Source organism: Paraburkholderia sp. RL17-373-BIF-A (genome assembly GCF_046030175.1).
In the GTDB taxonomy this organism is placed as follows: Bacteria; Pseudomonadota; Gammaproteobacteria; order Burkholderiales; family Burkholderiaceae; genus Paraburkholderia.
Map to the genome: position 1 here is coordinate 26947 of NZ_JARESO010000038.1, position 23958 is coordinate 50904.

Consider the following 23958-nt stretch of genomic DNA (forward strand, 5'->3'; position numbering starts at 1 on the left):
ACACTTCGGCAAGAACCGGCGCGAGGGCAAATTACAGGAGACAAGTCACGTGAGTACCAAGACGGCGCATGCATTCGGCTTTCTGCATCGCTATAACAAAGATCTCTATGCGGGCGCCCTGATGCTCGTTCTCGGTCTCGGCTCGATCTATGCCGGACTTGGCTATAACGTGGGCAGCCTGAGTCACATGGGCTCGGGATTCTTCCCTGTAGCAGTGGGGACCGTTCTCGTCTTGTGCGGCCTCGCGATCGCATTTTCTGCCAAAGCCCCGGACCCCCATGCCACTGCGCAACCAGCGCTTCGGCCCGAATGGCGCGCCTGGTGCTGCATCGTGATGGGCATCGCCGCCTTCGTCGTGCTGGGCCGATACGGCGGCCTGTTACCCGCCACCTTCGCGATCGTGTTCATCTCGGCACTCGGCGACCGGGACAACACCTGGGTGAGCGCGCTAATTCTCGCCGCCGCGATGTGTGCGATCTGCACCGTCGTGTTCTGGTGGGCTTTGAAACTGCAGTTTCCATTGCTGTCCTGGGGTTGAATCATGATGGGGCAATCTCTGTTGGACTTGATGCAGGGTTTCGGCGTGGCGCTTCAGCCCCACAATCTGATGTGGTCGTTCGTCGGCGTGTTGATCGGCAACCTGATCGGTGTGCTGCCGGGCATGGGCGCGTTGTCGGCCATTTCCATGTTGCTGCCGCTGACCTATACGATGCATCCGATCCCCGCAATCCTGATGCTGGCGGGCATCTTCTACGGTTCTCAATACGGCGGCGCGATCGGTGCAATCCTGCTCAATCTGCCATGTCATCCGCCGCACGCCGTGACCTGCCTGGACGGTTATCCCATGACCAGACAGAACAAAGGCGGCACGGCACTGGGCATCGCCATGCTGGCTTCGTTTTTCGCGGCGTCGTTCGGCATCGTTGTGATGGTTTTCGCCTCGCCGCTACTGGTCAGCGTGGCTTTCAAGTTCGGGCCGGCCGAACTGTTTTCGATCATGCTGCTGGGCTTGCTGGCCGGCGGCACCATGTCCCGGGGCTCGGCGCTCAAGGGAGTGGCGATGACGGCGGTGGGACTGTTGATCGGCATTGCCGGTACCGACGTGAACAGCGGCGTGATGCGCCTGACCTTCGGTCTGCCACAGCTTTCCGACAAGGTCGAGCTGGTGGCGCTGGCGCTCGGCCTGTTCGGGGTGGCGGAATTCTTGCGCAACGTCAATCGCATGGAGTCGGTGGGTAGCGGCACGAAGGTACGTTTGCGCGACATGCGACCCAGCATGGCCGAACTCAGGCAAGCGTTCTTGCCGATGGTGCGCGGCACGTTCATCGGTACGTTGTTTGGCGCGATGCCGGGCACCGGCCCTACCATCACCACGTTCCTCGCTTACGCGGCCGAGAAAAAGCTCTCCAGGTCACCTGAACGGTTCGGCCGCGGCGCTCTCGAGGGCGTCGCTGCGCCGGAGGCCGCATCGCATTCCAAGACCCAGGTGGACTTCATTCCAACCATGAGTCTGGGCATTCCGGGCGACGCCGTGATGGCGCTGATCCTCGGCGCGCTGTTGATCCAGGGTATCCAGCCAGGTCCGCAACTGATCACCGAGCACGCCGACCTGTTCTGGGGGCTCATCGCCAGCTTCTGGATCGGCAATGTCCTGCTGGTGATTCTGAACGTACCGCTGATCGGCGTCTGGGTGAAGCTGCTGCGGGTGCCTTATCGCTATCTGTATCCGTCGGCACTGTTTTTCATTGCGGTGGGCGTGTACAGCACCAACAACAGTCTGTTCGAGGTTGGCGAAGTACTGGTGTTCGGAGTAGTCGGCGCCATCTTCGCCGCGCTTGATTTTCAGGTCGCGCCGATCCTGCTCGGTTATGTGCTCGGACCTATGGTCGAAGAGTATTTCCGGCGCGCGATGCTGTTGTCGCGCGGAGACTTGGCTGTCTTCATCGACCGCCCGATCAGCGCTTTTTTTATCGCGTGCAGTGCTCTGCTCATACTGGTGCAACTGTATTTTTGGGTGCGCGGCATGAAAAAACGCGCGGCCCAACGCCGCTCATTGCACGCGACGAAACCAGCCACCGTCACCGACAGCAATCTGGTGTGAGGCTCGATATATTGGTTGCAATTGGTTCATAGAATTATTGATTTATGCCGTTTTTTTCCCTAAAAATGCAGAGTGAGTCAGCTAAACGAGGCCGGTAGCGCTTGTAACGTGGTTTCTTTTGGGATATATTAAAACCAAATGTAACCAATAGGAGATTTGATGCGCTTTGCTTCCCTGGTTATCGACCGGCGTCCCGCCCCGGTCGTCATCGCCGACGACCTGCAACGCTTCGTCGAGGTTCGTCACCTTCTGCCCGGCTTTGACGGCGACATGATCGATCTCATTGCCCAGGTTCCGCTGCCGGACCAGCAGTTCGCCGCCGCCGTGCAACGCACTGATCGCTGGCAAGCCGTCGGTACCCACGAACTGCTCGCCCCGCTCGAGGTGCGCCGTAACATCTTCTGCGTCGGCAAGAACTATCACGAACATGCAAGGGAGTTCAGCCAATCCGGGTTTGACACATCCGCCCAGCAAGGCGAGCTCGCTCCGCCCGCGCCCGTCGTGTTCACCAAGCCCGCTTCTACCGTGGTCGCGCATCGCGCCACCGTCAAAGCCTTCGAGCACCTCACGTCCCAACTCGACTACGAGGTCGAACTCGCTGTCGTCATCGGCAAGCCCGGCAGAGGCATTTCCAAGGCCGATGCCCTTCAGCACGTGTGGGGCTACACCATCGTCAACGACTTCACAGCGCGCGACCTCCAGCAAAAGCATCGTCAGTGGTTCATCGGCAAGTCATTGGACACGTTCTGTCCGATGGGCCCGTACCTGGTTTCCGCCCACGGTATCGATAGCGCCAACCTGAACGTGCGTTGCTGGATCAACGACGAACTGCGCCAGAACGCCAACACCAAAGACCTCATCTTCGATATCCCAACTATCATCGAAACCCTTTCGGCCGGCATGACTTTGCTGCCCGGCGACGTCATCGCCACCGGCACCCCCGCCGGCGTCGGCATCGGGTTCAAGCCCCCCAGGTTCCTCAAGAAGGGCGATGTCATGAAGCTTGAGATCGATCACCTCGGCTCCCTCGTCAATACCATTGGATAAATAGCACCCGGCATCTTTTTCAATGACCAAGGCGCTCGCGTGGACCACGTGGGGCGAGCGCCCCTGTACTGCGGCATGCAGTGCGGATGCGGACTATAAATACCAGGAGGCACGTAATGAACAATCGTTGGAGCACTCGCTCCTTTCGCCGGCGTATGGGCCATGCCCTGACGCTTGGCGTACTGGCGTCGACATCGATCGCGAGCTTTGCCGCCGACGACTATCCGAGCCGGCCGGTCACCATCATCGTGCCATTCGCGGCGGGCGGTTCCGCCGACGTATACGCACGCATCGTCGCGCAACAACTCAGCGCTCAATTGAAGCAGTCGTTCATCGTCGACGACCGGCCCGGCGCGGGAGCCATCATCGGCACCGAGTATGTGGCGCAGTCCAAGCCCGATGGTTATACGCTGCTGTTGATCTCCAACACGCACACCGTCAACGAAACGCTCTACACGAGGAAGCCGTTCAAGCTGATGAGCGATTTCGTGCCGGTGGCGCCGATCAATTCTTCCGACCTGGTGCTGGTGACACGGCCGGGGTTGGGGGTCAATAACGTCGCCGACCTGATCAAGCTGGCGAGGAGCGAACCAGGCAAACTGTCATATGCCTCGTCTGGTTACGGCACGCCTTATCACATGGCCGGCGAGCTGTTCAAACAAATGGCCGGCGTCTCGATCCTGCATGTGCCCTATAAGGGCAGCTCGAATGCGCGTACCGACGTAATCGGCGGCCAGGTCGACATGATGTTCGATGCCACCACCACCATGGCGGGCTTTATCAGCAGCGGCAAGGCCAAGGCGCTGGCCACCACCGGCACGGTGCGTTCGGACCTGCTGCCCAATCTGCCAACCGTCGATCAATCCGGGGTGCCGAAGTACAACGCCGTGATCTGGCTCGGCCTGATGGCGCCCAAAGGCACGCCGCCCGCAGTGGTCGACAAGCTCAACGCCACGCTGACCCGGATCGTCGCCACTCCGCAGATCAAGGCGTCGTGGCAGAAACAGGGCGCCGACACGATGTCGATGAATCCGGCCCAGTTCACGCAGTTCATGAACGACGACATAAAAAAATGGGCGCAGGTAGTCAAGGTTTCGGGTGCGAAGGTCGACCAGTGAACATGGCCACGACTACGCGCATTCCGATTACGGTCAATGGGACCGGGCACGGGTTCGAGCTGGACGGCGACACACGCCTGCTCGATGTGCTTCGCGATGAGCTGAAGCTCAAAGGCACGCGTTTCGGCTGCGGGGAAAACCAGTGTGGCGCGTGTCTTGTCCTAGTCGACGGTTTTGCTGTGGCGTCATGCGACACGCCGCTGTGGGCGCTGGCGGGCAAGCAGGTGACCACGGTCGAAGGTTTGGGCAGCCGGGCGGCACCGCATCGCCTGCAGCGGGCGTTCATCGCCGAGCAAGCCGGGCAATGCGGCTACTGCAGCTCGGGCATGCTGATCGCAGCGGCGGCCCTGCTCGAACGCTGTCCGCACCCGACCGATGCCCAGATTCGAGAGGCACTTGACCGCAATCTGTGCCGGTGCGGCAGCCACAATCGCATCGTGCGCGCAGTGCTGCGTGCCGCGTCGTCATCGTGAACCCTCTCACCGTCGTGTCCACCGAAGCGACAGGCGTACCGGTCAGCGAGCGGCCGCAGAGTCTGCGCGCCAATCCTTGCCTTGGCGCGTGGCTGCGATTCTCCAGTGAAGGATACGTCGAAGTGCTATCAGGCAAGGTCGAGATCGGCCAGGGTATCGTCACGGCGCTCGCGCAGATCGTTGCCGAAGAACTGGACGTCGGCATCGACCAGATTCGCATGCGCCCGGCCAACACAGCGGCGAGCCCTGACGAGGCTGTCACCTCCGGGAGTCTTTCGATACAACACTCCGGCACCGCGTTGCGACACGCCTGCGCGCACGCGCGCGCCGTGCTGCTCGAACGTGCTGCGCGCGTGCTGCAAGTGTCGACGGACCTGGTGCATCAATTAGCGGTGAAGCGCGGTGAAATCAAGGCGCCTCACGGCGGTCTCGCGAGTTATTGGGCCATCGCCGGCGAGGTTCAATTCGACGTTGATATCGATTGCACGATTGCCGTGAAAGCGGCCGCCGCCTATACCATCGTGGGCGCGCCGGTGCCGCGCGACGATCTCGCGGATAAATTCCTGGCGGTTCCGCGCTTCATCCAGGATATCGAACTGCCGGGCATGCTGCATGGACGCATGCTGCGTCCGGGCTCGCGCGCGACGACCCTGCTCTCGCTCGACGATGGCGCAGCACGCGCGGTGTCCGGCGTGGTGCAAGTGATACGCGACGGCTCGCTGGTGGGCGTGCTGGCCACATCGCAGCGCGCCGCTGTCGAAGCCATTGACAAGCTGCGCCGGCACGCCCGCTGGCAGCGTAGCGAGCCCCTTCCGGAACAACAGAAGCTGAGCGCCTGGTTGAAGCAGCAACCAGTGGAAACCACTGTAGTGGCCGACCGCCAAAGTGCCGCCGCCGATGTGGCACGCACTTTGAAGATGAGCTGCGAAAAGCCGTTCCTGGCGCATGCTTCGATCGGCCCCTCGTGCGCATTGGCTCGATTCGACGGCGAACGCCTGGAAGTGTGGAGTCATAGTCAGGGCATCTTCAATCTGCGCGCCGACCTGGCGTTGAGCTTCGGCATGGCGGTATCGGCCGTGGTGGTGCAGCACGCGGAAGGCGCCGGCTGTTATGGGCACAACGCGGCCGACGACGTCGCATACGATGCCGCGTGGCTGGCGCGCGCCGCACGCGGCCAGCCTGTCCGAGTCCAGTGGAGCAGGGCCGACGAGCTGGCATGGGCGCCGTACGGCCCGGCCATGGTGATCGAACTCGAAGCTGATCTCGATGCGAGCGACCGCGTGGTCGGTTGGCGTCATAGCGTCTGGAGCAACGGCCATGGCACGCGGCCGGGTCGCGGCAACACCCCCGCGCTGCTGGGCGCCTGGCATCTCGAGACGCCGTTCGAAGCGCCCGCGGCAGTCAATCCCCCGCTGCACGCGGGTGGGGGTGCCGAGCGTAATGCGGTGCAGCTCTACGACTTTCCCGCGTGGAACATCGTGAATCACCGGGTGCTGAGCATGCCGCTGCGAACCTCGTCGTTGCGTTCGTTAGGGGCATTTGCCAACGTGTTCGCGCTTGAGTCGTTTGTCGACGACCTGGCCGAAGCCACCGCCAGCGAACCGCTCGAATGGCGCCTGCGGCATTTGTCCGACCCCCGCGCCCGGGCCGTGCTGCAGCGCGCGGCGCTGCGAGCCGGCTGGCACGAACGGGATAAGCAGGAAGGCATCGGCTATGGCATTGCCGTGGCACGGTACAAAAATTCCGGTGCGTACTGCGCGGTGGTGGCACGCATCGAGGCAGGCGCGCAGATCGTGGTCACCAGACTGAACATCGCCGTGGACGTGGGCACCGTCATCAACCCCGACGGCGTCGCCAACCAGATCGAGGGCGGTGCACTACAGGCTGTGAGCTGGACCTTGAAAGAAGAAGTGCGATTCGACCGGCAACGCGTCACCAGCGATAGTTGGGAAACCTATCCGATCTTGCGGTTCACGGAAGTGCCCGCTGTCGAGGTCGATATCGTGCCGTCGAACGCACCTGCTTGTGGGGCGGGCGAGGCATCGTTGGGTCCGACCGCGGCGGCCATCGGTAATGCGGTACGCGATGCCCTTGGCGTAAGAGTAACCAGCCTGCCTTTGAGCGCCGAGCGAATCATCGCGGCATTCGACCAGTAATCCAATCAGACGGGAGTCACTATCACCATGGAATTGAAAATTTTGAGCGCCGGCGCGGCCAAAGGTATTGTCCAGGCCCTGGCGGAAGAATTCCGCTCGAGCACGGGTGCCAGTCTCAACGGCACCTTCGGCGCGGTCCACGCGATCCGGGAAAAACTGGACGCCGACGAGCCTTGCGACGTCATCATCCTGACCGGGAAAATGATCGCGGACCTGGACCAGACGGGACGCGTGGAATCCGCTTCGCGCGCCGAGTTAGGACGAGTCGAAACCGGCATTGCAGTGCGCACCGGCGAACCGCTTCCGGCCATCGCCGACGGTGAGCAATTGAGCGCCAGTTTGAAATGCTCGAAAGGGGTCTACTTTCCCGACCCGCTACGTGCCACCGCCGGCATTCATTTCGTTACTGTGTTGCGGAAGATGGGTATTTACGAGAATGTCGAGCCGTTCTTCCGGTCTTTTCCGAGCGGCGCGGTGGCCATGGCGAACCTTGCGCAAAGCGGCGAACCGGGACTGATCGGCTGTACGCAGGTGACCGAGATCATGTATACCCAGGGCGTTTCGCTGGTCGGGCTGTTGCCCAAGGAATTCGAACTGTCGACGGTCTATTCGGCAGCCGTCAGCAGCAAGGCCGCGAACCCGGAATTGGCACGCGCCTTCGTCCAGTTCCTCACCGGCAGCAAGACCCGGACGCTGCGCGCATCTAGCGGATTCAATGTTTAGTTTGCTGCGCATGAGCGTTCCAGGCACCCGGTAACGACGTGCCGCTCACCATGGCGTGCCGCTTCGACTGAGATTGATTCAAGCGGCAGTCGATACCGAGGAAAAATTCAGAAAAGAACTATATGTAATTCAACATATTAATTAGTAGTGCATATGCAGTAAATAAATTGACAACCACATACCAAAGAGAATGGAGGTGATAGTGAAAAAATCACTACTAGCATTGCCGATACTGGCTGTTTGTGCGACGCACGCGAACGCGCAGAGCAGTGTCACGCTGTACGGGCTTCTTGATGAAGGCTTGATGATCAACACCAACGCCAAGAACGTAGTCAACGGAAAGAATGTCGGCGGCCGTCAGTTTCAGTTAGATTCCAACTCGGGTCTGCAAGGCAGCCGGTGGGGTTTGAAAGGTTCCGAGGATCTGGGCGGCGGGCTGAAGGCGATCTTCACGCTGGAATCCGGTATCAACGTCAGCAACGGCGCGTTTGGCCAGGGCAACACGGCTTTCGGCCGCCAGGCGTTTGTGGGCATTTCCAGCGCGAGCTACGGCACGGTCACGTTGGGCCGGCAGTACGACAGCGTCAACGATTACATCGGCAGCTATGGCTTCGCGCTCTCGTATGGCGGGTCGAGCACCGAACATCCGGGCGACATCGACAACGTCAATCACTCCTCCCGCGCGAACAACACGATCAAATACGCGAGCCCGAACTTCCGCGGCTTGCAGTTCGGCGGCACGGTCTCGTTGGGCGGCATCGCCGGTGAAATATCGCAGTCGAGCGGCTATACATTGGGTGCGAACTATAACCACGGAGGCATGGGCTTAGGCGTGGCGTACGAGTACTTCAAGAACCCGTCCGCAGCGGGCGCCATTTTGAACGGCAACGTGAACGCGACGACTTTCAACTCGTTGAATTCCGGCTATCTCGGGGCGAGACCCGCGAATTCGTTGCAGATCATCGCCGCGGCCGGCAGCTATCAAATCGGACCGGCGCTGATCGGCGCGGTGTATTCGAACACGAAATACCAGAATATCGGTGCGTTCGGCGGCGCGACGGCGACCTTCAACGACTTCGAATTGAACGCGTCCTATCGGTTCACGCCGGCGCTGCTTCTGGCGGGTGAGTACAACTACACGAAGGGCAATGCAGTGCGCGGAGACATTGGCGACCAGAAGTACAATCAGTTCTCGCTGTTGCTGGACTACCTGCTGTCTAAGCGCACGGACGTCTACATGGAAGGCACGTTCCAGACGGCAAGCGGCACGAGTTCGACGGGCACGGCGGCGGTGGCGGACATCGGCTCCCTCGGCGATTCGTCGAACAACCATCAGCTCGTCGCCCGGGTCGGGATGCGCCACAGGTTCTGACGTCGTAGCGTGGCGGCGCGCAAGCCTCGGCAGCGACACCCGTGGGGCATCGCAGGGTGTGCGTCAAAGGCGCATGGCCGCCGCGATTGTGGCGGTCATTGTCATGAGTGTCGTTGCCACACGGACGCACAGCAGAATCGGGCTCTCCGATGCCGGGGCGACTCGCCGCATAAAATTAGTTATCCCGATACACTGTGTGCGTTCGAGCGTATGCCGTTCGACAACCTGACAATGCCGTACTCAGCGATGCTCACCGGAGCACTTTCTTATGAAGACGAAAGCAGGACTTCTGCTTGCGATTGTGTTGGTCACGATGCAGTCCGCTCACGCGGCGGATCTGGTGATTTTCTCCGCGGCTGCGATGAAAGGCGCACTGGAGAACCAGCCCGAAAACTATCTGGCTGCAACAGGCGATCGCGTGCGCCTCATCTACGGCACCGCGGGACAGGTGCGTGACCGGGCAATATCGGGGCAGGCGTTCGACCTCGTCATCGTCCCACCCGAGCCTCTCGCCAAACTGACCGAGCAAGATCTTGTCAGGAAGGGTTCGCAGGTCGATGTCGCGCGCGTGCGGCTCGGAGTCGCGGTCAAAGCCGGTGCCGCGTTGCCCGCGATCAACGACGACCCGGCGTTCACGAGGGCCTTGCTCGATGCCCCTTCGATCGGCATGGCCGACCCCGCCACCGGCGCTACCTCGGGCATCTATCTGGCCCGGTTGATTGACCGCCTCGGGATTGGCGGCACAGTGGCTCCCAAGGTCAAATATTATCCGGAAGGGCAAACCGCGATGGAAGCGATGGCACGAGGCGAGGTGTCCCTCGGATTGGGCCAGACCAGCGAAATCAAGCCCGTGCATGGAGTCACCCTCGTCGGGCCGATCCCGGAAGATTTGCAACTCGTGACGACCTACGCAGCGGGCATAGGTACAAAGAGCGAGCATCCGGATGCAGCGCAAAAGCTGCTTTCCTATCTCACCGGACCGGCAGTGCAAACGTCTTTGAAGGCGAACGGATTCGACCTCGTCTCACCTACTAATTGACTCATTCCTTACCACGGCACACGCCCAAGGAGTCGAGACAAACGGGAGTGTTGCCCAGGCTCGACGGTACGAGCACAAGGACTAGTAACGTCTCAATTCTCATAATCGGGAAAAAACAATGAGCAACACGAAAGACACGCAGCAGAGGGTCCAGCGACGCCGTTTGCTGCAAGGCGCGGCGCTAACATTGATGGCCACGGCAGTGCCGCTCTCTGCTAACGCGGCGGCGCCGCGGATCATTGCCGAAGATCACTGGGCGCAGAAAGGTGCGGTGAAACTGTATCTGTATCGCAAGCGACTCGCGGACGACCGCAACGCAAGTTCCGGCCCGAAGCCTGTGTTATTCCTCGTGCACGGGTCGTCGTTTTCGGGCCGCGGGGGCTTCGATCTGCAAGTGCCGGGCACGGAGAACTACTCGTTCATGGACGAGTTTGCTCGCTACGGCTTCGACGTCTGGACCATGGACCATGAAAACTACGGCCGCTCGTCGCAGACGGATTCGAACTCCGATGTCCGCTCCGGTGTCGAGGACCTGAAAGCGGCGATGCCGGTGATCGAAAAGGTGACTGGCCAAAAGACATTCATGTTCTATGGCCAGTCGTCCGGCGCCCTCCGGCTGGGCGTCTTTGCGATGGAAGAGCCGGACCGCGTGGAGCGCATGGTCCTGGATGCAATCACCTATACGGGCGAGGGCGCGCCGGAAATCATGAGGCGGCGCGCGAACATCGCGGCACTCGAGGCCAGCAATTCCCGTCCAACCTCGCAAGCGAGCTTCGATGCCATCTTCGCCCGCGACGACCCGTCGACGGTCGATCCCAAAGTACCGAAGGCATTGGGCGACTATGAACTCAAGCTCACCAACCGGACACCGAACGGCACCTACATCGATATGGCGATTCATATGCCGATGGTCGATCCGAAACGGCTGCAGTGTCCCGTCTGCATGACGAGAGCCGAGCACGACGGCAATGCGACCGATGCGGAACTGCTCGAATTCTTTTCGCAGTTGCCGAACAAGGACAAGCAGTTCTGCGAGATCAAGGGAGTGGCTCACATCGCGGTGCTGGGCATCAATCGGCATCGTATCTGGCATGCGATGCATGCCTTCTACACGATGCCTCCGCAGCGTTCAGCCTGACGTAAACGAGAGCGTGCAAAAGTTGGGGAGGACCGCTCGACGATCTGGATGCCGCACCACTTCGTGTGCGGTACGCAGATCAGTCGGGCCACGTTCTCGTGTGCGCCGACTGTCGTCGCGGGCGGTGGCTGCCCGTCAGAACTTGTGCCGCATGCCCACACGAAGCACGACCTGATGATTGTCGCTCGATGGCGTCACGCCGTTGATCGCTGCAACCGCCGCACTTCCCGTCGAGTCCGTACCGGAAGCCTTTTGGTAGATTCCGACGAAATAGACATCCGTGCGCCTCGAAAGGAAATAGTCAGCGCCGAGTTGGGCCTGATGATAGGTCGCGCCATCCCGGCCGTTTACCGAGCTGCCCTTCGTGTAATCGTAGGCGGCACCCACGAGGAATGCAGGCGTGATCTGATATTTGAAGTTCGCTTCGACGTTGTTGAAGATCGCCGTGCCGCGATTGCCGAATGGATTCGGTCCCGAGCCGCCGCCATCGAGATTGTCGAAACGCGTATTCGAATAGGTGCCGCCGAACGTGGCCGCGCCAAACGTGTACGCACCGCCCGCCGCATAGACTTCCTGCGTGCGCGCATCGGCAAAGCCGGAGAACACGGGCGATGCAATGTTGTTCAACGTCGCGAGCGGCGCCGAGCCGGTCGTGTTCGCGAGCACGCTGGTGCCGTAGAACGAGGTGTTCGGATTGCGGATGTTCAGATAACCGACGCCAAGCCCGAGCGGCCCGTTGTAATAAGAGCCGCCGAGCGACCAGATCTGATTCTGACTGAAATTACCCGCTACGCCGCCAGGACTGTAGACGCCGCCGAACGTGAAGCCGCCGTAGTTGTTGCTCGTATATTTGATCGCGTTGTTGACCCGGTTCGAGTTGTTGATGTTATCCAGGTCGCCTGGGTGCGCGGTGTAAAAGCCGCCCCATTGATCGCCCACTTCGAACAGGCCAACGTAGTCCACCACGGAATCGTATTGACGCCCGAGCGTCACCGTCCCATAACGCGTGGCCAGTCCGACGTATAACTGACGGCCGAATTCAAGCCCGCCCTGGCCGAGTTTGCCGCTGCTCAGATCCATGCCGCCTTCAAGCAGGAAAACCGCTTTCATGCCGCCGCCCAGATCTTCGCTACCGCGCAATCCCCAGCGGCTCGCCTGAATCTCGCCGCTCACCATGCTGTACTGGCGCGCGCCGTGTGAGTTGTTATTGAAGGTCAGCCCTTCGTCGACGATCCCGTAAAGCGTAACGCTGCTCTGCGCCTGTGCGATAGCCGCGTGCGTTCCAAGCGCACCAATTACTCCCGCAATGCAAAGTGACTTTTTCATCCTGTTTCCAGACTGTATCGTTGACGTCGAGTCCCTCGGTGCGAAACCAGGGGTGGATTTCACGGTCATGATTTGCCGGCCGCGAGGCATGCTACAAAGCAGGCATCCTAAAGAAACGAAATCGAGCGCATAGCGACATGAATCCGCTTCGCTCTCTTTACACCGGCCTTCGATAGCGCCTTCGCGTCCAGATCGATTTCCGGTTGCGACGAAAATTAAGCAGCCTATTTTGTCTTGTCAATGGAACATTTGACGCGGGAAATGTCCTATTGGCGCGTAAAGCGTTGAAGCTTCTGCGAAGTTCGTCAGTTGAGTGTTTTCCCCATGGAACAAGCCACCGCACAACTTGTTCTATCGTTCATCCAGTCTCGTCCAGCAAACTGTCCGCTCTGATGGAGGGAGCGGATCATCGAGCTTGCACGTTCCTTACTGCAAGCCAGTTGCTTCCGTCGGTGTTTACGAGGTAGAACAATCTTTATTTTCCAATTTGTTCTATTGACCCGACATTACGACACTTCTAGAGTGAGCCTCATGGAAACCACCTTACCCCTGCCGAAATATCACCAGATCTACTTGGTGTTGCGCGAGCAACTCCAGGAAGGACGCTTCGACGAAGAAGGCGTGCCCGGCGAACATCTGCTCGCTGAACAGTTCGCGGTCGCGCGCATTACGATTCGCAAGGCAATGGAGATGCTGGTGGCGGACGGGCTGGTCACGCGCCGGCCGGGCGTGGGGACGTGGCCGCAGCGTATCGATACGGGGAAAAAGCAGGGCAATGCGAAAGCCGCACCGGTTTCGCGCGAGAAAGCGCACCTCACCGGCCTGCTCGAGAACATCGTGAATATGGGGTTGCGCACCACGGTCGAAGTGATAGACAGCACGGAAGTGCTCGCTTCGGACGCCATCGCGGAGGCGCTGCATCTGTCTGTCGGCGATGCCGTCTACAAGAGTATCCGGGTTCGCAGCACGTCGGCGGGACCGGTGTCGTTCATCACGACACACGTGCCCAAAGCTGTCGCCGAAATCAACCGCCGCGACCTCAAGCGCAAGCCCTTGCTGATGCTGCTGGAGGAAGCGGGCGTGCAGCTCGGCGGCGCGACGCAAACCATTTCGGCGCGCCTCGCCGACGCCGTGGTTGCGCGCCATCTCGACGTCGCGGTCGGCTCGGCGTTGCTCGCCGTGACGCGTCTCGTGCGCGACACCGACGAACGGCCGGTGCAATTGCTCCAGGGTCTGTACCGGCCCGATCGCTATCAGTATCAGTTGCAGCTCTCTCGGATTGGCGATATCGACGCCAAGGTCTGGGTCAGCGAGGAACTGTCCGCTACCTTCAACTAACGCAATCCTACGGAGATCGCATGAGTTCGCGTCGCACTTTCCTGCGTCGGTCCACCGCCGCCGCGGCACTGGTTGCAGCACCTTGGGTCGCTCGTGCCGCGAGCGCGAAGAGCATCAAGATCGGCGTGCTGCATCCCGTCACCGGAGCGTTGGCCTATTCGGGGCAGCAATGCCGGCTGGGCGCTTTGCTGGCCATCGAGGACATCAACAACGCCGGCGGCATCAAGTCGCAAGGCGGCGCGCTCATCGAGGCGGTGCTGGGCGACGCGCAATCGCGGCCCGAGGCGGGCGCCGCCGAGGTCGAGAGAATGAACGAGGCGGGCGTGACGGCGATCGTCGGCGCCTATGCATCGGCGATCTGTCTCACCACGACCCAGACGGCCGCGAAGTACGGCTTGCCGCATGTGGTCGATGTCGGCGTCGCCGATCAGATCGTCGAGCGCGGACTCACGAATACGTTTCGCTTCGGCCCCGGCTATCGGATGTGCAGCCAGCGCGCGGTCGACAACCTCAATACGTTGAATACCGACGCGGGCAAACCGGCCAGAACGGTGATGATCGTGCACGAAGAATCGCTGTTCGGCGCCGGCACGGCTGCGCTGCTCAGCAGCGAGTTGCCCAAGTACGGTTTCGAAATCAAGGAAGTCATCAAGCATCCGAATCCGACGCGCGACTTCAACAACATCGTGCTACGCATGCGCGCGGTCAATCCGGACATCGTGATTCCCGCCAACTATTACAACGAATACGCGCTGTTGCTGCGCGCGATGAAACAGCAGAACGTGCGCCCCAAAGCGATCTATTCGGTGTTGGGCGGGGCCGCATCGAGCTATAAGTTTCTGAAGGAGTTTCCGGATATCGCGGACGGCATCATCGATTGCAATCACTGGTTCAATCCGAAGGATGTGCGTGTTGCGCCGTTGCGCAAACGGGTCGAAGCGAAGGGCGCGTACTTCTCATATGAAGTGTTCATGACCTACACCGCGACGATGCTGCTCGCCGACGCACTGGAGCGCGCGAAATCCGCCGACCGCGCCGCCGTCAATGCGGCGCTTGCCTCGAGCGCTTTCAAGGATCACATGATGCCGTATGGTCCGACGCATTTCGTCAACGGTCAGAACACCGGCGCGCAACCGCTTCTCACTCAGGTAGTCGGCAACGATATCAAGGTCGTGCTGCCGCCGGCCTATCGCGAAGTGGCGCCGCAGTTTCCGCTCAAGAGCTGAGGCAGCGCATGTTCGATCCGGTGATTCTCTTCTCCGCACTGCTTAACGGACTGACAACGGGTGCGGTCTATGCGCTCATCGCGCTCGGTCTCACACTGATTTACGGCGTGCTGCACATCATCAACTTCGCGCACGGCGCGGCGTTGATGGTCGCGCTGTATGCGGTCTATCTGCTGAAGGAACGGCTCGGCATCGATCCGTATCTGGCGCTGCCGGTGGTGACACTCGGCATGTTCGCGTTCGGCTACGCACTGCAGCGCTGCGTGATCAATCGCGCGAGTCACGGCAAGGACGAAAACATTCTGCTGGTCACGCTCGGTCTGTCGATCGTGTTGGAGAATCTGGCGCTCGTGTGGTTCCACTCCGATACGCGCAACATCGAGACGTCCTATACGCTCGCAACGGTCGCTATCGGTCCCGCAATGATCGCGTTGCCAAAGGTCATCGGTTTTTTCGGCGCGCTGGTGGTGGCGGCCGCGCTCTTTCTCGTGATCCGCATGACCGATCTGGGCCGCGCGATTCGCGCCGTGTCGCGCGAGAAGCATGGTGCGAAGCTGATGGGTATCGACGTCGACAAGGTTTATGCGCTGTCGTTCGGTATCGGCATGGCATGTGTCGGCGCGGCGGCCTGTTTTCTGTTGCCAAGCTATTACGTCAATCCGCAGGTCGGCGGCGGCTTCGTGCTGGTCGCGTTCACGATCGTCGTGCTGGGCGGGATGGGCAGCTTCGCGGGCGCATTGATCGGCGGTCTGCTCATCGGCGTGGTCGAGTCGCTTGGCGGCCTGTGGTTCGGTGATTCGCTGGGTCAGATGGGCATCTTCGCGATTTTCATTGTCGTGCTGCTGATGCGTCCGCAAGGGCTGTTCGGAGTGAGGACCTAAGTGATGCGCGACGTTCGTTCGATCCTTGTTTTCGGTGTCCTGGTGGCCGGGCTTGCGAGCTTGCTGCAGTCGGGCGTGTGGCTCACCTTCCTGATGATGTCGCTGTACGCCGTGTTGCTGGCGCAATCATGGAACATCCTCGGCGGCTACGGCGGTCAATTGTCATTCGGACATGCGTTGTTCTTCGGCGTCGGCGCATACACGCAGGCGATCGCGCAATTGAGTTGGGGCTGGAATCCGTGGCTCGCGTTGCCGCTCGCCATCGCCTTCGGCGTGATCGCCGGGCTGGTGGTCGGCGCGCTCGCGTTTCGCGGCGGCCTCAAGGGTTCGTACTTCGCGCTCGTGACGCTGGCCTTCGCCGAGGTCGCGCGCATTGTCGCGGTGTCGGTGCCGTTCACGGGCGGCGGCGTCGGACTGATGGTGCCGCTGCATGCGAGCGCCGCGAACCTGCAGTTCGGCACGCGGCGCGGCTATGTGTTCCTGCTGCTGGCATTCGTCATGATGGCGCTGGCCGTCACCGCATGGTTGCGGCATTCGCGCTTCGGCGCCTATCTGCAGGCGGTGCGCGACAACGAGAGCGCCGCGCGGGCAATCGGGGTCAATCCCGTGCGCGTGAAGCTGGGCGCCATTGCGCTGTCCGCGGCATTCATGAGCGCAGCGGGCGTGTGCTACGTGCAGATGTTCCAGTATATCGACGCCGATATCGCGTTCGGCCCGGCGAGATCGATCGAAGCGCTGGTCGGCGTGATCGTCGGCGGCGTGGGCACATTGTGGGGACCGGTGCTCGGCGCGGCGCTGCTCTATGTGTTGGGCGAGTTGACCCGCAACCTGTTCGGCGAGTTGCCCGGCATCAGCATGGTGATCTATGGCGTGGTGCTGGTCGTGATCGTGATGTTCCTCCCGCGCGGAATCACGGGCGCGGGCGCGTCGGTGCGGCGCATGACCGGCCTGCCCGCGACGTCGAAGCGCAGCGGCAAGCGCAAGGAGGAAGCCCATGTCTGAAGCGCTGTTACAAGCCCGTGGTCTGTCGATCACGTTTGGCGGTCTGAAGGCCGTGCAGGACGTCAGCCTCGATGTCCTGCCGAATACGCTCACGGCGCTCGTCGGACCGAACGGCGCGGGCAAGACCACGCTGTTCGCGTTGCTGTCGGGCTTTCTGCGACCCGGCGCGGGCCGCGTGCAGTACCTGGGCCGCGACATTACCGGCATGGCACCGCACGAGTCCGCGCGGCTCGGTTTGACGCGCACGTTCCAGATCGTGCAGCCGTTCGGCGCGCAGACGGTCCGCGAGAATATCGCGGTCGGCGCGCATCTGCATCTGCCTGGGCGGCGCGAGGCCCTGGCGGCGGCAGAGGAAGTCGCCGCGCGCGTGAACCTGCACGACCGGCTCGACCAGCCCGCGGCGGACCTGACCGTCGGTGGCCGCAAGCGCCTCGAACTGGCGCGCGCGCTCGCCACCAAACCGCGTTTGCTGTTGCTGGACGAAGTGCTCGCGGGCCTGAATCCAAGCGAAATCGACGAAATGATTCCGGTGATTCGCGGTCTCGTCGATAGCGGCGTGACGGTGCTGATGATCGAACACGTCATGCGCGCCGTCATGAGCCTTGCCGAACATGTGTGGGTGCTCGCGCAAGGCCGCCTGATCGCTGGAGGCACGCCGCGCGAGGTGACATCCGATAGCGCCGTGATCGAGGCGTATCTCGGTCACGGCACAGCCGAACGGCTGGCGCGCGAAGGAGGGCATTCATGAGCGCATTGCTCGAAGTGGATGGGCTTCATACTGGATACGGCCGAACCGAAGTGTTGCGCGGCATCGATCTTCGTGTCGGCGAAGGCGAGATCGTCGTGCTGCTCGGCAGCAATGGCGTCGGCAAGACGACGCTGAACAATACGGTGTGCGGAATCAATGCCGTCTGGCAAGGCGCCGTGCGCTTCGACGGGCACGAGCTGACGGGCCGGCACTATCGCGCCGTCGTGAAAGCCGGCCTGATTCAGGTGCCCGAAGGCCGGCGGATTTTCCCGAATCTGAGCGTGCGCGAAAACCTGGAGCTTGGCGCGTTTTTACGCGGCAAGCCGAATCGCGCCCGCAACCTTGCGCGCATGCTGGAGACCTTTCCGCGTCTCGGCGAACGTATCGATCAGCCGGCGGGCACGATGTCGGGCGGCGAGCAGCAGATGCTGGCGATCGGGCGCGGCCTGATGGCCGAGCCGCGCCTGCTGATTCTGGACGAACCGTCGCTCGGTCTGTCGCCGTTGATGGTCGAAGAGATGTTCGCGCTGATCGCGCGCTTACAGGGCGAAGGGCTCGCGATCCTGCTGGTCGAGCAGAACGTCGTGCAGTCGCTCGAAACCGGGCAGCGCGGGTATGTGCTGGAGAACGGGCTCGTCCGTTACTCGGGCACGTGTGCGGAATTGATGGCCAGCGACGAGTTGCGTCGCGCGTATCTGGGGATGTAGTCAATGCCAGTAGCACAAACGCTTGCACAAAAACTGCTTGCGGCGGCCTGCGGGCGGCCGGAAGTGGAAGTCGGGGAAATCGTCACCTGCAACGTGGATCTCGCCATGTTTCATGATTCGAGCGGTCCGCGGCGCCTGAAGCCCATGCTCGAACAACTCGGCGCGTCGTTGTGGGACAAGTCGAAGGTCGTGCTCGTGATCGACCACTATGTACCCGAGACCGACGACGAATCGCGCCGCATCGTGCACATTGCGCGCGACTGGGCGGTGGCGCAGCAGTTGCCGAACGTGTATGACGGTGTCGGCATCTGCCACGTCGTCTTGCCGGAACGCGGCCATCTGCGGCCGGGCATGTTCTGCGTCGGCGGCGACTCGCATTCGCCGACGGGCGGCGCATTCGGCGCGTACATGTTCGGCATCGGCAGCACCGAGATGCTCGGCGTCGCGGTGTCGGGGCAAATCTGGGTCAAGGTGCCGCGCACGTTGCGGATGAACTGGCGGCAGCGCCTCGCGCAGGGCGTCACGGCGAAAGACATGATGCTGCATATGATCGGCCGCTTCGGCATGAATGGCGGCCGCTACCAGGCCGTCGAATTTTGCGGCGAGGCCGTGACGGCGCTGTCGATGCAGGAGCGCATGACATTGTCGAACATGAGCGCGGAACTCGGTGCGCAAGTCGGCTTGATCGCGCCGGATTCGGTGACGGCCGACTATTTGCGCGCTGCCGGCGTGCAGGACGACATCGAGCTCTGCCGCTGGCAAGGCGATCCGCAAGCGGAGGCCGAGACGCACGATTTCGACGCCGCACGGCTCGCGCCTCAGGTGGCCGCGCCGCACAGCCCGGCGAATACGCGTGACGTTGGCGCATACGGCGATGTGGCTATCGACGTCGCCTATATCGGCGCTTGCACGGGCGCGAAGCTGGAGGACTTGCGGGCGGCGGCGAGCGTGCTGCGCGGTCATCGCATCGCGAGCGGCGTGCAACTCGTCGTCGCTCCCGCGAGCGTGCGCGATCGGGAGCAGGCCGCGCGCGAAGGCGTGATGGCCGTGCTGGAACAGGCGGGCGCCCAACTGCTGGCGACCACGTGCGGCGCGTGCGCCGGTTACGGCGGCTCGATCCCCGAAAACAGCACGGTGATTTCGAGTACCGCGCGCAACTTCAAGGGACGCATGGGCGCGGCGTCGGCACGGGTTTATCTGGGCTCGCCTTATACCGTCGCGGCGTCTGCGTTGCGCGGGCGCATTACCGATCCGCGCGAGGTGCTGGCATGAGCGAACGTCCGACCAACCCGCCGCAAGCCGTGCATGGAGAGACCTCCGCTGCGCATCGCGTCTGGCGCGTCGGCGCGGATATCGATACCGATGCGCTCGCGCCCGGCGCGTACATGAAATTCGGCATCGACGAAATCGCGCGACACTGTCTGGAGATTGCGCGCCCCGACTTCGCGGCGGGCGTGCAGCCGGGCGACGTGCTCGTGGCCGGGCCGAACTTCGGCATCGGCTCGTCGCGCGAACAGGCGGCGGCCGCGCTGGCGCGCCTCGGCGTGCGGGCCGTGATCGCGCCGGCATTCAACGGCCTCTATTTCCGCAACGCGTTCAACGTCGGCCTGTTGCTGCTCACATGTGCTGACGCCGGATCCATCGACGAAGGCGAGCACATCGCAATCGACCCGCGCGCGGGCCGCATCCGCCGTGCCGATGGCGTCGAACTGACGTGCGAGCCGGTGCCCGCGTTTCTGCTCGACATGGTGGAGGCGGGCGGTCTGCTCAACCTGCTCAAGCAGCGTTACCCCACATCCAACGGAGTCACCTCATGCTAGATCCCGTCACGCTGGCGGTCCTCAAAGGGCGGCTGGAACAGATCGCCGACGAAATGGACGCGACGCTCTACCGCAGCGCGTTCAATCCGATCATCGCGGAAGCGCACGACGCCTGTCACGGCATCTACGACGCGCTGTCGGGCGCGACGCTGGTGCAGGGCAAGTCCGGCCTGCCCGTGTTCGTCGGCGCGATGGCGTTCGCGGTGCGGGCGGCGATCCGCGTCGCGGGCGAGCGCGGCGGCATGGTCGATGGCGATGTCTGGCTGTTCAACGACCCGTATGAAGGCGGCACGCACGCGAACGACTTCAAGCTGGTGCGGCCCGTGTTTCGCGACGGCAAGCTGTTTTGCTTCCTGGCGTCGGCCGCGCACTGGCACGATGTCGGCGGCGCGGTGCCCGGCAATTACAATCCCGCCGCCACCGAATGCTGGCAGGAAGCCGTGCAGATTCCGCCCGTGCGTATCGTGCGGCGCGGCGAACTCGATGCCGACGTGCTCGCCATCCTGCAGGCCAACACGCGCCTGCCCGATAGTCTGTGGGGCGACCTCAACGGCCAGCTCGCGGCGCTCGAACTGGGCGCGCGTCGCCTGGGCAGCTTGCTCGACGACTACAGCGACGCTACCGTGCTCGAAGCGCTCGCACTGCTGCGCGAGCGTGCCGTCAAGCTGATGCGCTCGCACGTGGCGGCGCTGCCGGACGGCGACTACGCGTTCGACGACATGCTCGACAACGACGGCGTGCGCGACGAGCCGCTGAAGATCGCGTTGCGCATGCGCGTGGCGGGCGACACGTTGACGCTCGACTTCACCGGCACGTCGCCTGCCTGCGCCGGGCCGGTGAACATTTCGCGCGCCACGGCGATTGCCGCATGCTATGTCGCGCTCAAGCATCTCTTTCCCGACGTGCCCGCCAATGCCGGCGTACTGGACGCCGTGTCGTTCGTGCTGCCGGACGGACTGCTGATCTCGGCGGACCGGCCGCGCCCCGTCGGCGGCTACACCGAAACGATCCTGCGCATGATCGACGTGATCTTCTGCGCGATGGCGCAGGCCGCGCCGGAACTGGCGATGGCCCAGGCGTACGGCACCATCAACGCGCTGTCGATCGCCGGGCATCGCAGCGAGGGCGCGCGCAAGGGCCAGCGGTGGGTGATGTTCAGTTTCTTCGGCGGCGGGCATGGCGGCCATTCGCAAGGTGACGGTCTGAGTCACGGCAATGCGCCGATTTCGACGGCGACCATTCCGCCGCTCGAGATTCTCGAAGCCGCGTATCCGGTGCGTTTCACGCAGTGGGCGTTGCGTCCTGACTCGGGCGGCGACGGCACCTATCGCGGCGGTCTCGGCGCGATCTACGAAATCGAACTGCTCGAACATGAGGCCGAAGCGTTCATTTTCGGCGAACGCGGACGCTCGGCTCCGCAAGGTATCGCGGGCGGCGAGGCGTCCGTGCCCAACGTGTTCCGCTATCAGCAGGACGGTGCATGGCACACGCCGCCGATGGCGTCGAAGATGCTCGGCATTCGCCTGAAGCGCGGCGAACGGGTGCGGCTCGAAACGCCAGGCGGCGGCGGTTACGGCGCGCCGTCCGGGCGTGACGATGCCGCCCGCAAGCGCGATTCGGCAATGGGTTATGTGACGAAAGCTCGGAAGGAGCAACAGGTATGAAGGCGGCTGCACACGGTTCAATCGTCGTCGGTGTCGACGTGGGGGGCACGTTTACCGATCTGTTCGTGCTCGACGAAAAAGCGGGCACGGCGCGCGTCGTCAAGGTGCCGTCCACGCGGGGCGAGGAAGCGCGCGGCTTCATGAACGGCATCGAACGCATCGGTGCGCCCGGCGACGACGCAGGCGAGCGCGGCGCCGGCGCGATCGCGACGATCGTGCACGGCACCACGGTCGGCACGAACGCCTTGCTCGAACGCAAGGTGGCGCGCACGGGCATCATTACGACGGCAGGCTTTCGCGACGTGCTCGAAATGCGCCGCCGCGACCGACCGCGCACCTGGGGCTTGCGCGGCAGCTTCGAGCCTGTGGTGCCGCGCGATCTTCGCCTCGAAGTGAACGAACGCGTGCTGGCCGACGGCACCTTGCACACGCCGGTGGATCTCGCGCAGGTGCGGGCGGCGGCGCGCGATCTGCTCGAACGCGGCTGCGAAGCGGTGTGCGTCTTCTTCATCAATGCCTATGCGAATCCGCTCAACGAAGCGCAAGCCGTCGAGGCGGTGCGCGCGATCTGGCCGAACGCGAACGTGACGGCGGCAACCGAGGTGCTGCCCGAAATCCGCGAATTCGAACGATGCTCGACAGCCACGTTGAACGCCGCGTTGCAGCCGGTGGTGGGCGGCTATCTGACGCGCCTCGAAGGCGATCTGAAGGCGCATGGTTTTCGCGGCGAACTGCTGGTCGTGCAGAGCAACGGCGGCATCATGTCGCGCCAGACCGCGTGCGACGTGCCGGTGCGCACGGCGCTGTCGGGTCCGGCTGCGGGTGTGATCGCGTGCGCCGCAATCGGGCGTGCGGCGGGCTATCCGAACCTCGTGACGGGCGACATGGGCGGCACGTCGTTCGATGTGTCGCTGGTGGCGAACGGCGAAGCATCGTTGTCCGCGCAGACGTCGATCGATTTCGGCATGGTGGTGCGCGCGCCGATGATCCAGATCGAGACGATCGGCGCGGGCGGCGGCTCGATCGCGTCGGTCGATGCGGGCGGCCTGCTGCAGGTCGGTCCCGAATCGGCGGGTAGCGTGCCGGGGCCGGCGTGCTACGGACGCGGCAATCTGCGCCCAACGGTGACCGATGCCAACGTGCTGCTAGGACGCATCGCGGCGGATCGTCCTTTGGGCGGCGGCCTGCTGGCACAGATGGACGTCGGCAAGGCGCACGAGGCGATCAGCGAGCACGTCGGCGCGCCGCTCGGGCTGAATGCCCACGCGGCGGCCGAGGCGATCCTGACGGTCGCCAACGCGAAGATGGCGGGCGCGATCCGGCTGGTGTCGATCGAGCGTGGCCACGATCCACGCGAGTTCGCGTACATGCCGTTCGGCGGCGGTGGCGCGTTGCATGTGTGCGCGATGATGCGCGAAGTCGGCACCACGACGGGCATCGTGCCGCGCTTCCCCGGCGTGACGTCGGCCATCGGCTGCGTGATCGCCGACATGCGGCACGACGCCGTGCAGACGCTCAATCGCGCGCTCGCCGATCTCGATGCCGAAGACTTGCGCGCGCGCGTCGCCGGCATGGCCGACGCGTGCCAGGCGCGGCTCGACTCCGCCGGTGTCGCGTTCGAAGCGGTGCGCGAAAGCATTGAACTCGACATGCTCTACGTCGGGCAAAGCCATACGGTGCGCGTGGAAGTGCCGCGCGATGCGCTGGAACGCGCCGACATCGGCGCGGCTTTCGAAGCGGCCTATCGCGCGGCCTATGGGCGCGCGCTGGGCGGCATCGCGGTGCGCATCCTGAACCTGCGTTATGCGCGTATCGGTGTGCGGCCCAAGTTCGATCTGGCGGTGCTCGCGCCGAAAGCCACGGCGATGCCGCCATCGCTCGGTACGCAAGCCGTTTTCCACGCCGGGAAATGGTGGGACGCAACGCGCTTTGCACGCCTCGATCTGCCGGTGGATGCAACGGTCGACGGTCCCGCGATTCTCGAGCAGGGGGATACGACGATCTGGCTCGAACCCGGATTCAGCGGGCGCGTCGATGCGCTCGGCAATCTGTTGATCACACGCAAGTCGGACTAAGGAG

At 62.8% G+C, this 23958-nt stretch carries 21 protein-coding genes; 20 read left to right on the forward strand and 1 reads right to left on the reverse strand.

Annotation, left to right across the window (positions count from 1 at the left end; genetic code table 11):
* Positions 1-121: 121 nt before the first annotated feature.
* From P0D80_RS33730 to P0D80_RS33775, 10 genes are all read left to right on the forward strand, one after another.
* Positions 122-538, forward strand: a complete 417-nt coding sequence (locus P0D80_RS33730; protein ID WP_408175384.1) for a tripartite tricarboxylate transporter TctB family protein — start codon at positions 122-124, stop codon at positions 536-538.
* Between the two features lie 3 nt (positions 539-541).
* On the forward strand, positions 542-2101 hold the full coding sequence (locus P0D80_RS33735; RefSeq protein ID WP_132378408.1) for a tripartite tricarboxylate transporter permease: 1560 nt from the start codon (positions 542-544) through the stop codon (positions 2099-2101).
* Positions 2102-2260: 159 nt separating this feature from the next.
* Complete coding sequence (locus tag P0D80_RS33740; protein ID WP_408290357.1) at positions 2261-3148, forward strand: fumarylacetoacetate hydrolase family protein; 888 nt, start codon at positions 2261-2263, stop codon at positions 3146-3148.
* A gap of 116 nt (positions 3149-3264) precedes the next feature.
* Positions 3265-4266, forward strand: a complete 1002-nt coding sequence (locus P0D80_RS33745; protein ID WP_408175336.1) for a tripartite tricarboxylate transporter substrate binding protein — start codon at positions 3265-3267, stop codon at positions 4264-4266.
* 2 nt (positions 4267-4268) lie between these two features.
* A complete protein-coding gene (locus P0D80_RS33750) occupies positions 4269-4739 on the forward strand; it encodes a (2Fe-2S)-binding protein (RefSeq protein WP_132378404.1) in 471 nt (156 codons plus the stop codon).
* The gene (locus tag P0D80_RS33755; protein WP_408290360.1) at positions 4736-6895 is read left to right on the forward strand and encodes a xanthine dehydrogenase family protein molybdopterin-binding subunit; all 2160 of its coding nucleotides are present in this window, start codon (positions 4736-4738) and stop codon (positions 6893-6895) included. The genes P0D80_RS33750 and P0D80_RS33755 overlap by 4 nt, the downstream gene beginning before the upstream one ends.
* A 27-nt stretch (positions 6896-6922) precedes the next feature.
* Positions 6923-7618, forward strand: coding sequence for a molybdate ABC transporter substrate-binding protein (locus tag P0D80_RS33760; RefSeq protein ID WP_408175332.1), 696 nt, complete (start codon positions 6923-6925; stop codon positions 7616-7618).
* A 202-nt stretch (positions 7619-7820) separates the two neighbouring features.
* On the forward strand, positions 7821-8990 hold the full coding sequence (locus P0D80_RS33765; RefSeq protein WP_408290363.1) for a porin: 1170 nt from the start codon (positions 7821-7823) through the stop codon (positions 8988-8990).
* Positions 8991-9258: 268 nt separating this feature from the next.
* Entirely contained in the window at positions 9259-10029 is a 771-nt protein-coding gene (locus P0D80_RS33770) for a molybdate ABC transporter substrate-binding protein (protein ID WP_408290365.1), read from the forward strand.
* Positions 10030-10147: 118 nt separating this feature from the next.
* Entirely contained in the window at positions 10148-11167 is a 1020-nt protein-coding gene (locus tag P0D80_RS33775) for an alpha/beta hydrolase (RefSeq protein WP_408290367.1), read from the forward strand.
* Positions 11168-11302: 135 nt separating this feature from the next.
* On the opposite strand, the gene P0D80_RS33780 is transcribed toward P0D80_RS33775, so the two are convergent.
* Positions 11303-12493, reverse strand: coding sequence for a porin (locus P0D80_RS33780; protein WP_132378394.1), 1191 nt, complete (start codon positions 12491-12493; stop codon positions 11303-11305).
* Positions 12494-13024: 531 nt separating this feature from the next.
* Here P0D80_RS33780 and P0D80_RS33785 point away from each other — a divergent pair.
* Genes P0D80_RS33785 through P0D80_RS33830 form a run of 10 tightly spaced genes read left to right on the forward strand, consistent with a single transcriptional unit; the run spans position 13025 to position 23954 of the window.
* A complete protein-coding gene (locus P0D80_RS33785) occupies positions 13025-13831 on the forward strand; it encodes a GntR family transcriptional regulator (protein ID WP_132378392.1) in 807 nt (268 codons plus the stop codon).
* A gap of 20 nt (positions 13832-13851) precedes the next feature.
* Positions 13852-15057, forward strand: coding sequence for an ABC transporter substrate-binding protein (locus tag P0D80_RS33790; protein ID WP_408290369.1), 1206 nt, complete (start codon positions 13852-13854; stop codon positions 15055-15057).
* An 8-nt stretch (positions 15058-15065) separates the two neighbouring features.
* On the forward strand, positions 15066-15938 hold the full coding sequence (locus tag P0D80_RS33795; protein WP_408290371.1) for a branched-chain amino acid ABC transporter permease: 873 nt from the start codon (positions 15066-15068) through the stop codon (positions 15936-15938).
* Between the two features lie 3 nt (positions 15939-15941).
* Positions 15942-16940, forward strand: a complete 999-nt coding sequence (locus P0D80_RS33800) for a branched-chain amino acid ABC transporter permease (RefSeq protein WP_408290373.1) — start codon at positions 15942-15944, stop codon at positions 16938-16940.
* Entirely contained in the window at positions 16933-17688 is a 756-nt protein-coding gene (locus P0D80_RS33805) for an ABC transporter ATP-binding protein (protein ID WP_408175322.1), read from the forward strand. Before P0D80_RS33800 ends, P0D80_RS33805 begins: the two co-directional genes overlap by 8 nt.
* The gene (locus P0D80_RS33810) at positions 17685-18395 is read left to right on the forward strand and encodes an ABC transporter ATP-binding protein (protein ID WP_408175321.1); all 711 of its coding nucleotides are present in this window, start codon (positions 17685-17687) and stop codon (positions 18393-18395) included. Before P0D80_RS33805 ends, P0D80_RS33810 begins: the two co-directional genes overlap by 4 nt.
* A gap of 3 nt (positions 18396-18398) precedes the next feature.
* Entirely contained in the window at positions 18399-19667 is a 1269-nt protein-coding gene (locus P0D80_RS33815; RefSeq protein WP_408290376.1) for a 3-isopropylmalate dehydratase large subunit, read from the forward strand.
* A complete protein-coding gene (locus P0D80_RS33820; RefSeq protein ID WP_408290378.1) occupies positions 19664-20215 on the forward strand; it encodes a LeuD/DmdB family oxidoreductase small subunit in 552 nt (183 codons plus the stop codon). The genes P0D80_RS33815 and P0D80_RS33820 overlap by 4 nt, the downstream gene beginning before the upstream one ends.
* Entirely contained in the window at positions 20209-21879 is a 1671-nt protein-coding gene (locus P0D80_RS33825; RefSeq protein WP_408175317.1) for a hydantoinase B/oxoprolinase family protein, read from the forward strand. Before P0D80_RS33820 ends, P0D80_RS33825 begins: the two co-directional genes overlap by 7 nt.
* Positions 21876-23954, forward strand: coding sequence for a hydantoinase/oxoprolinase family protein (locus tag P0D80_RS33830; RefSeq protein WP_408290380.1), 2079 nt, complete (start codon positions 21876-21878; stop codon positions 23952-23954). The genes P0D80_RS33825 and P0D80_RS33830 overlap by 4 nt, the downstream gene beginning before the upstream one ends.
* The last annotated feature ends 4 nt before the right edge of the window (positions 23955-23958 follow it).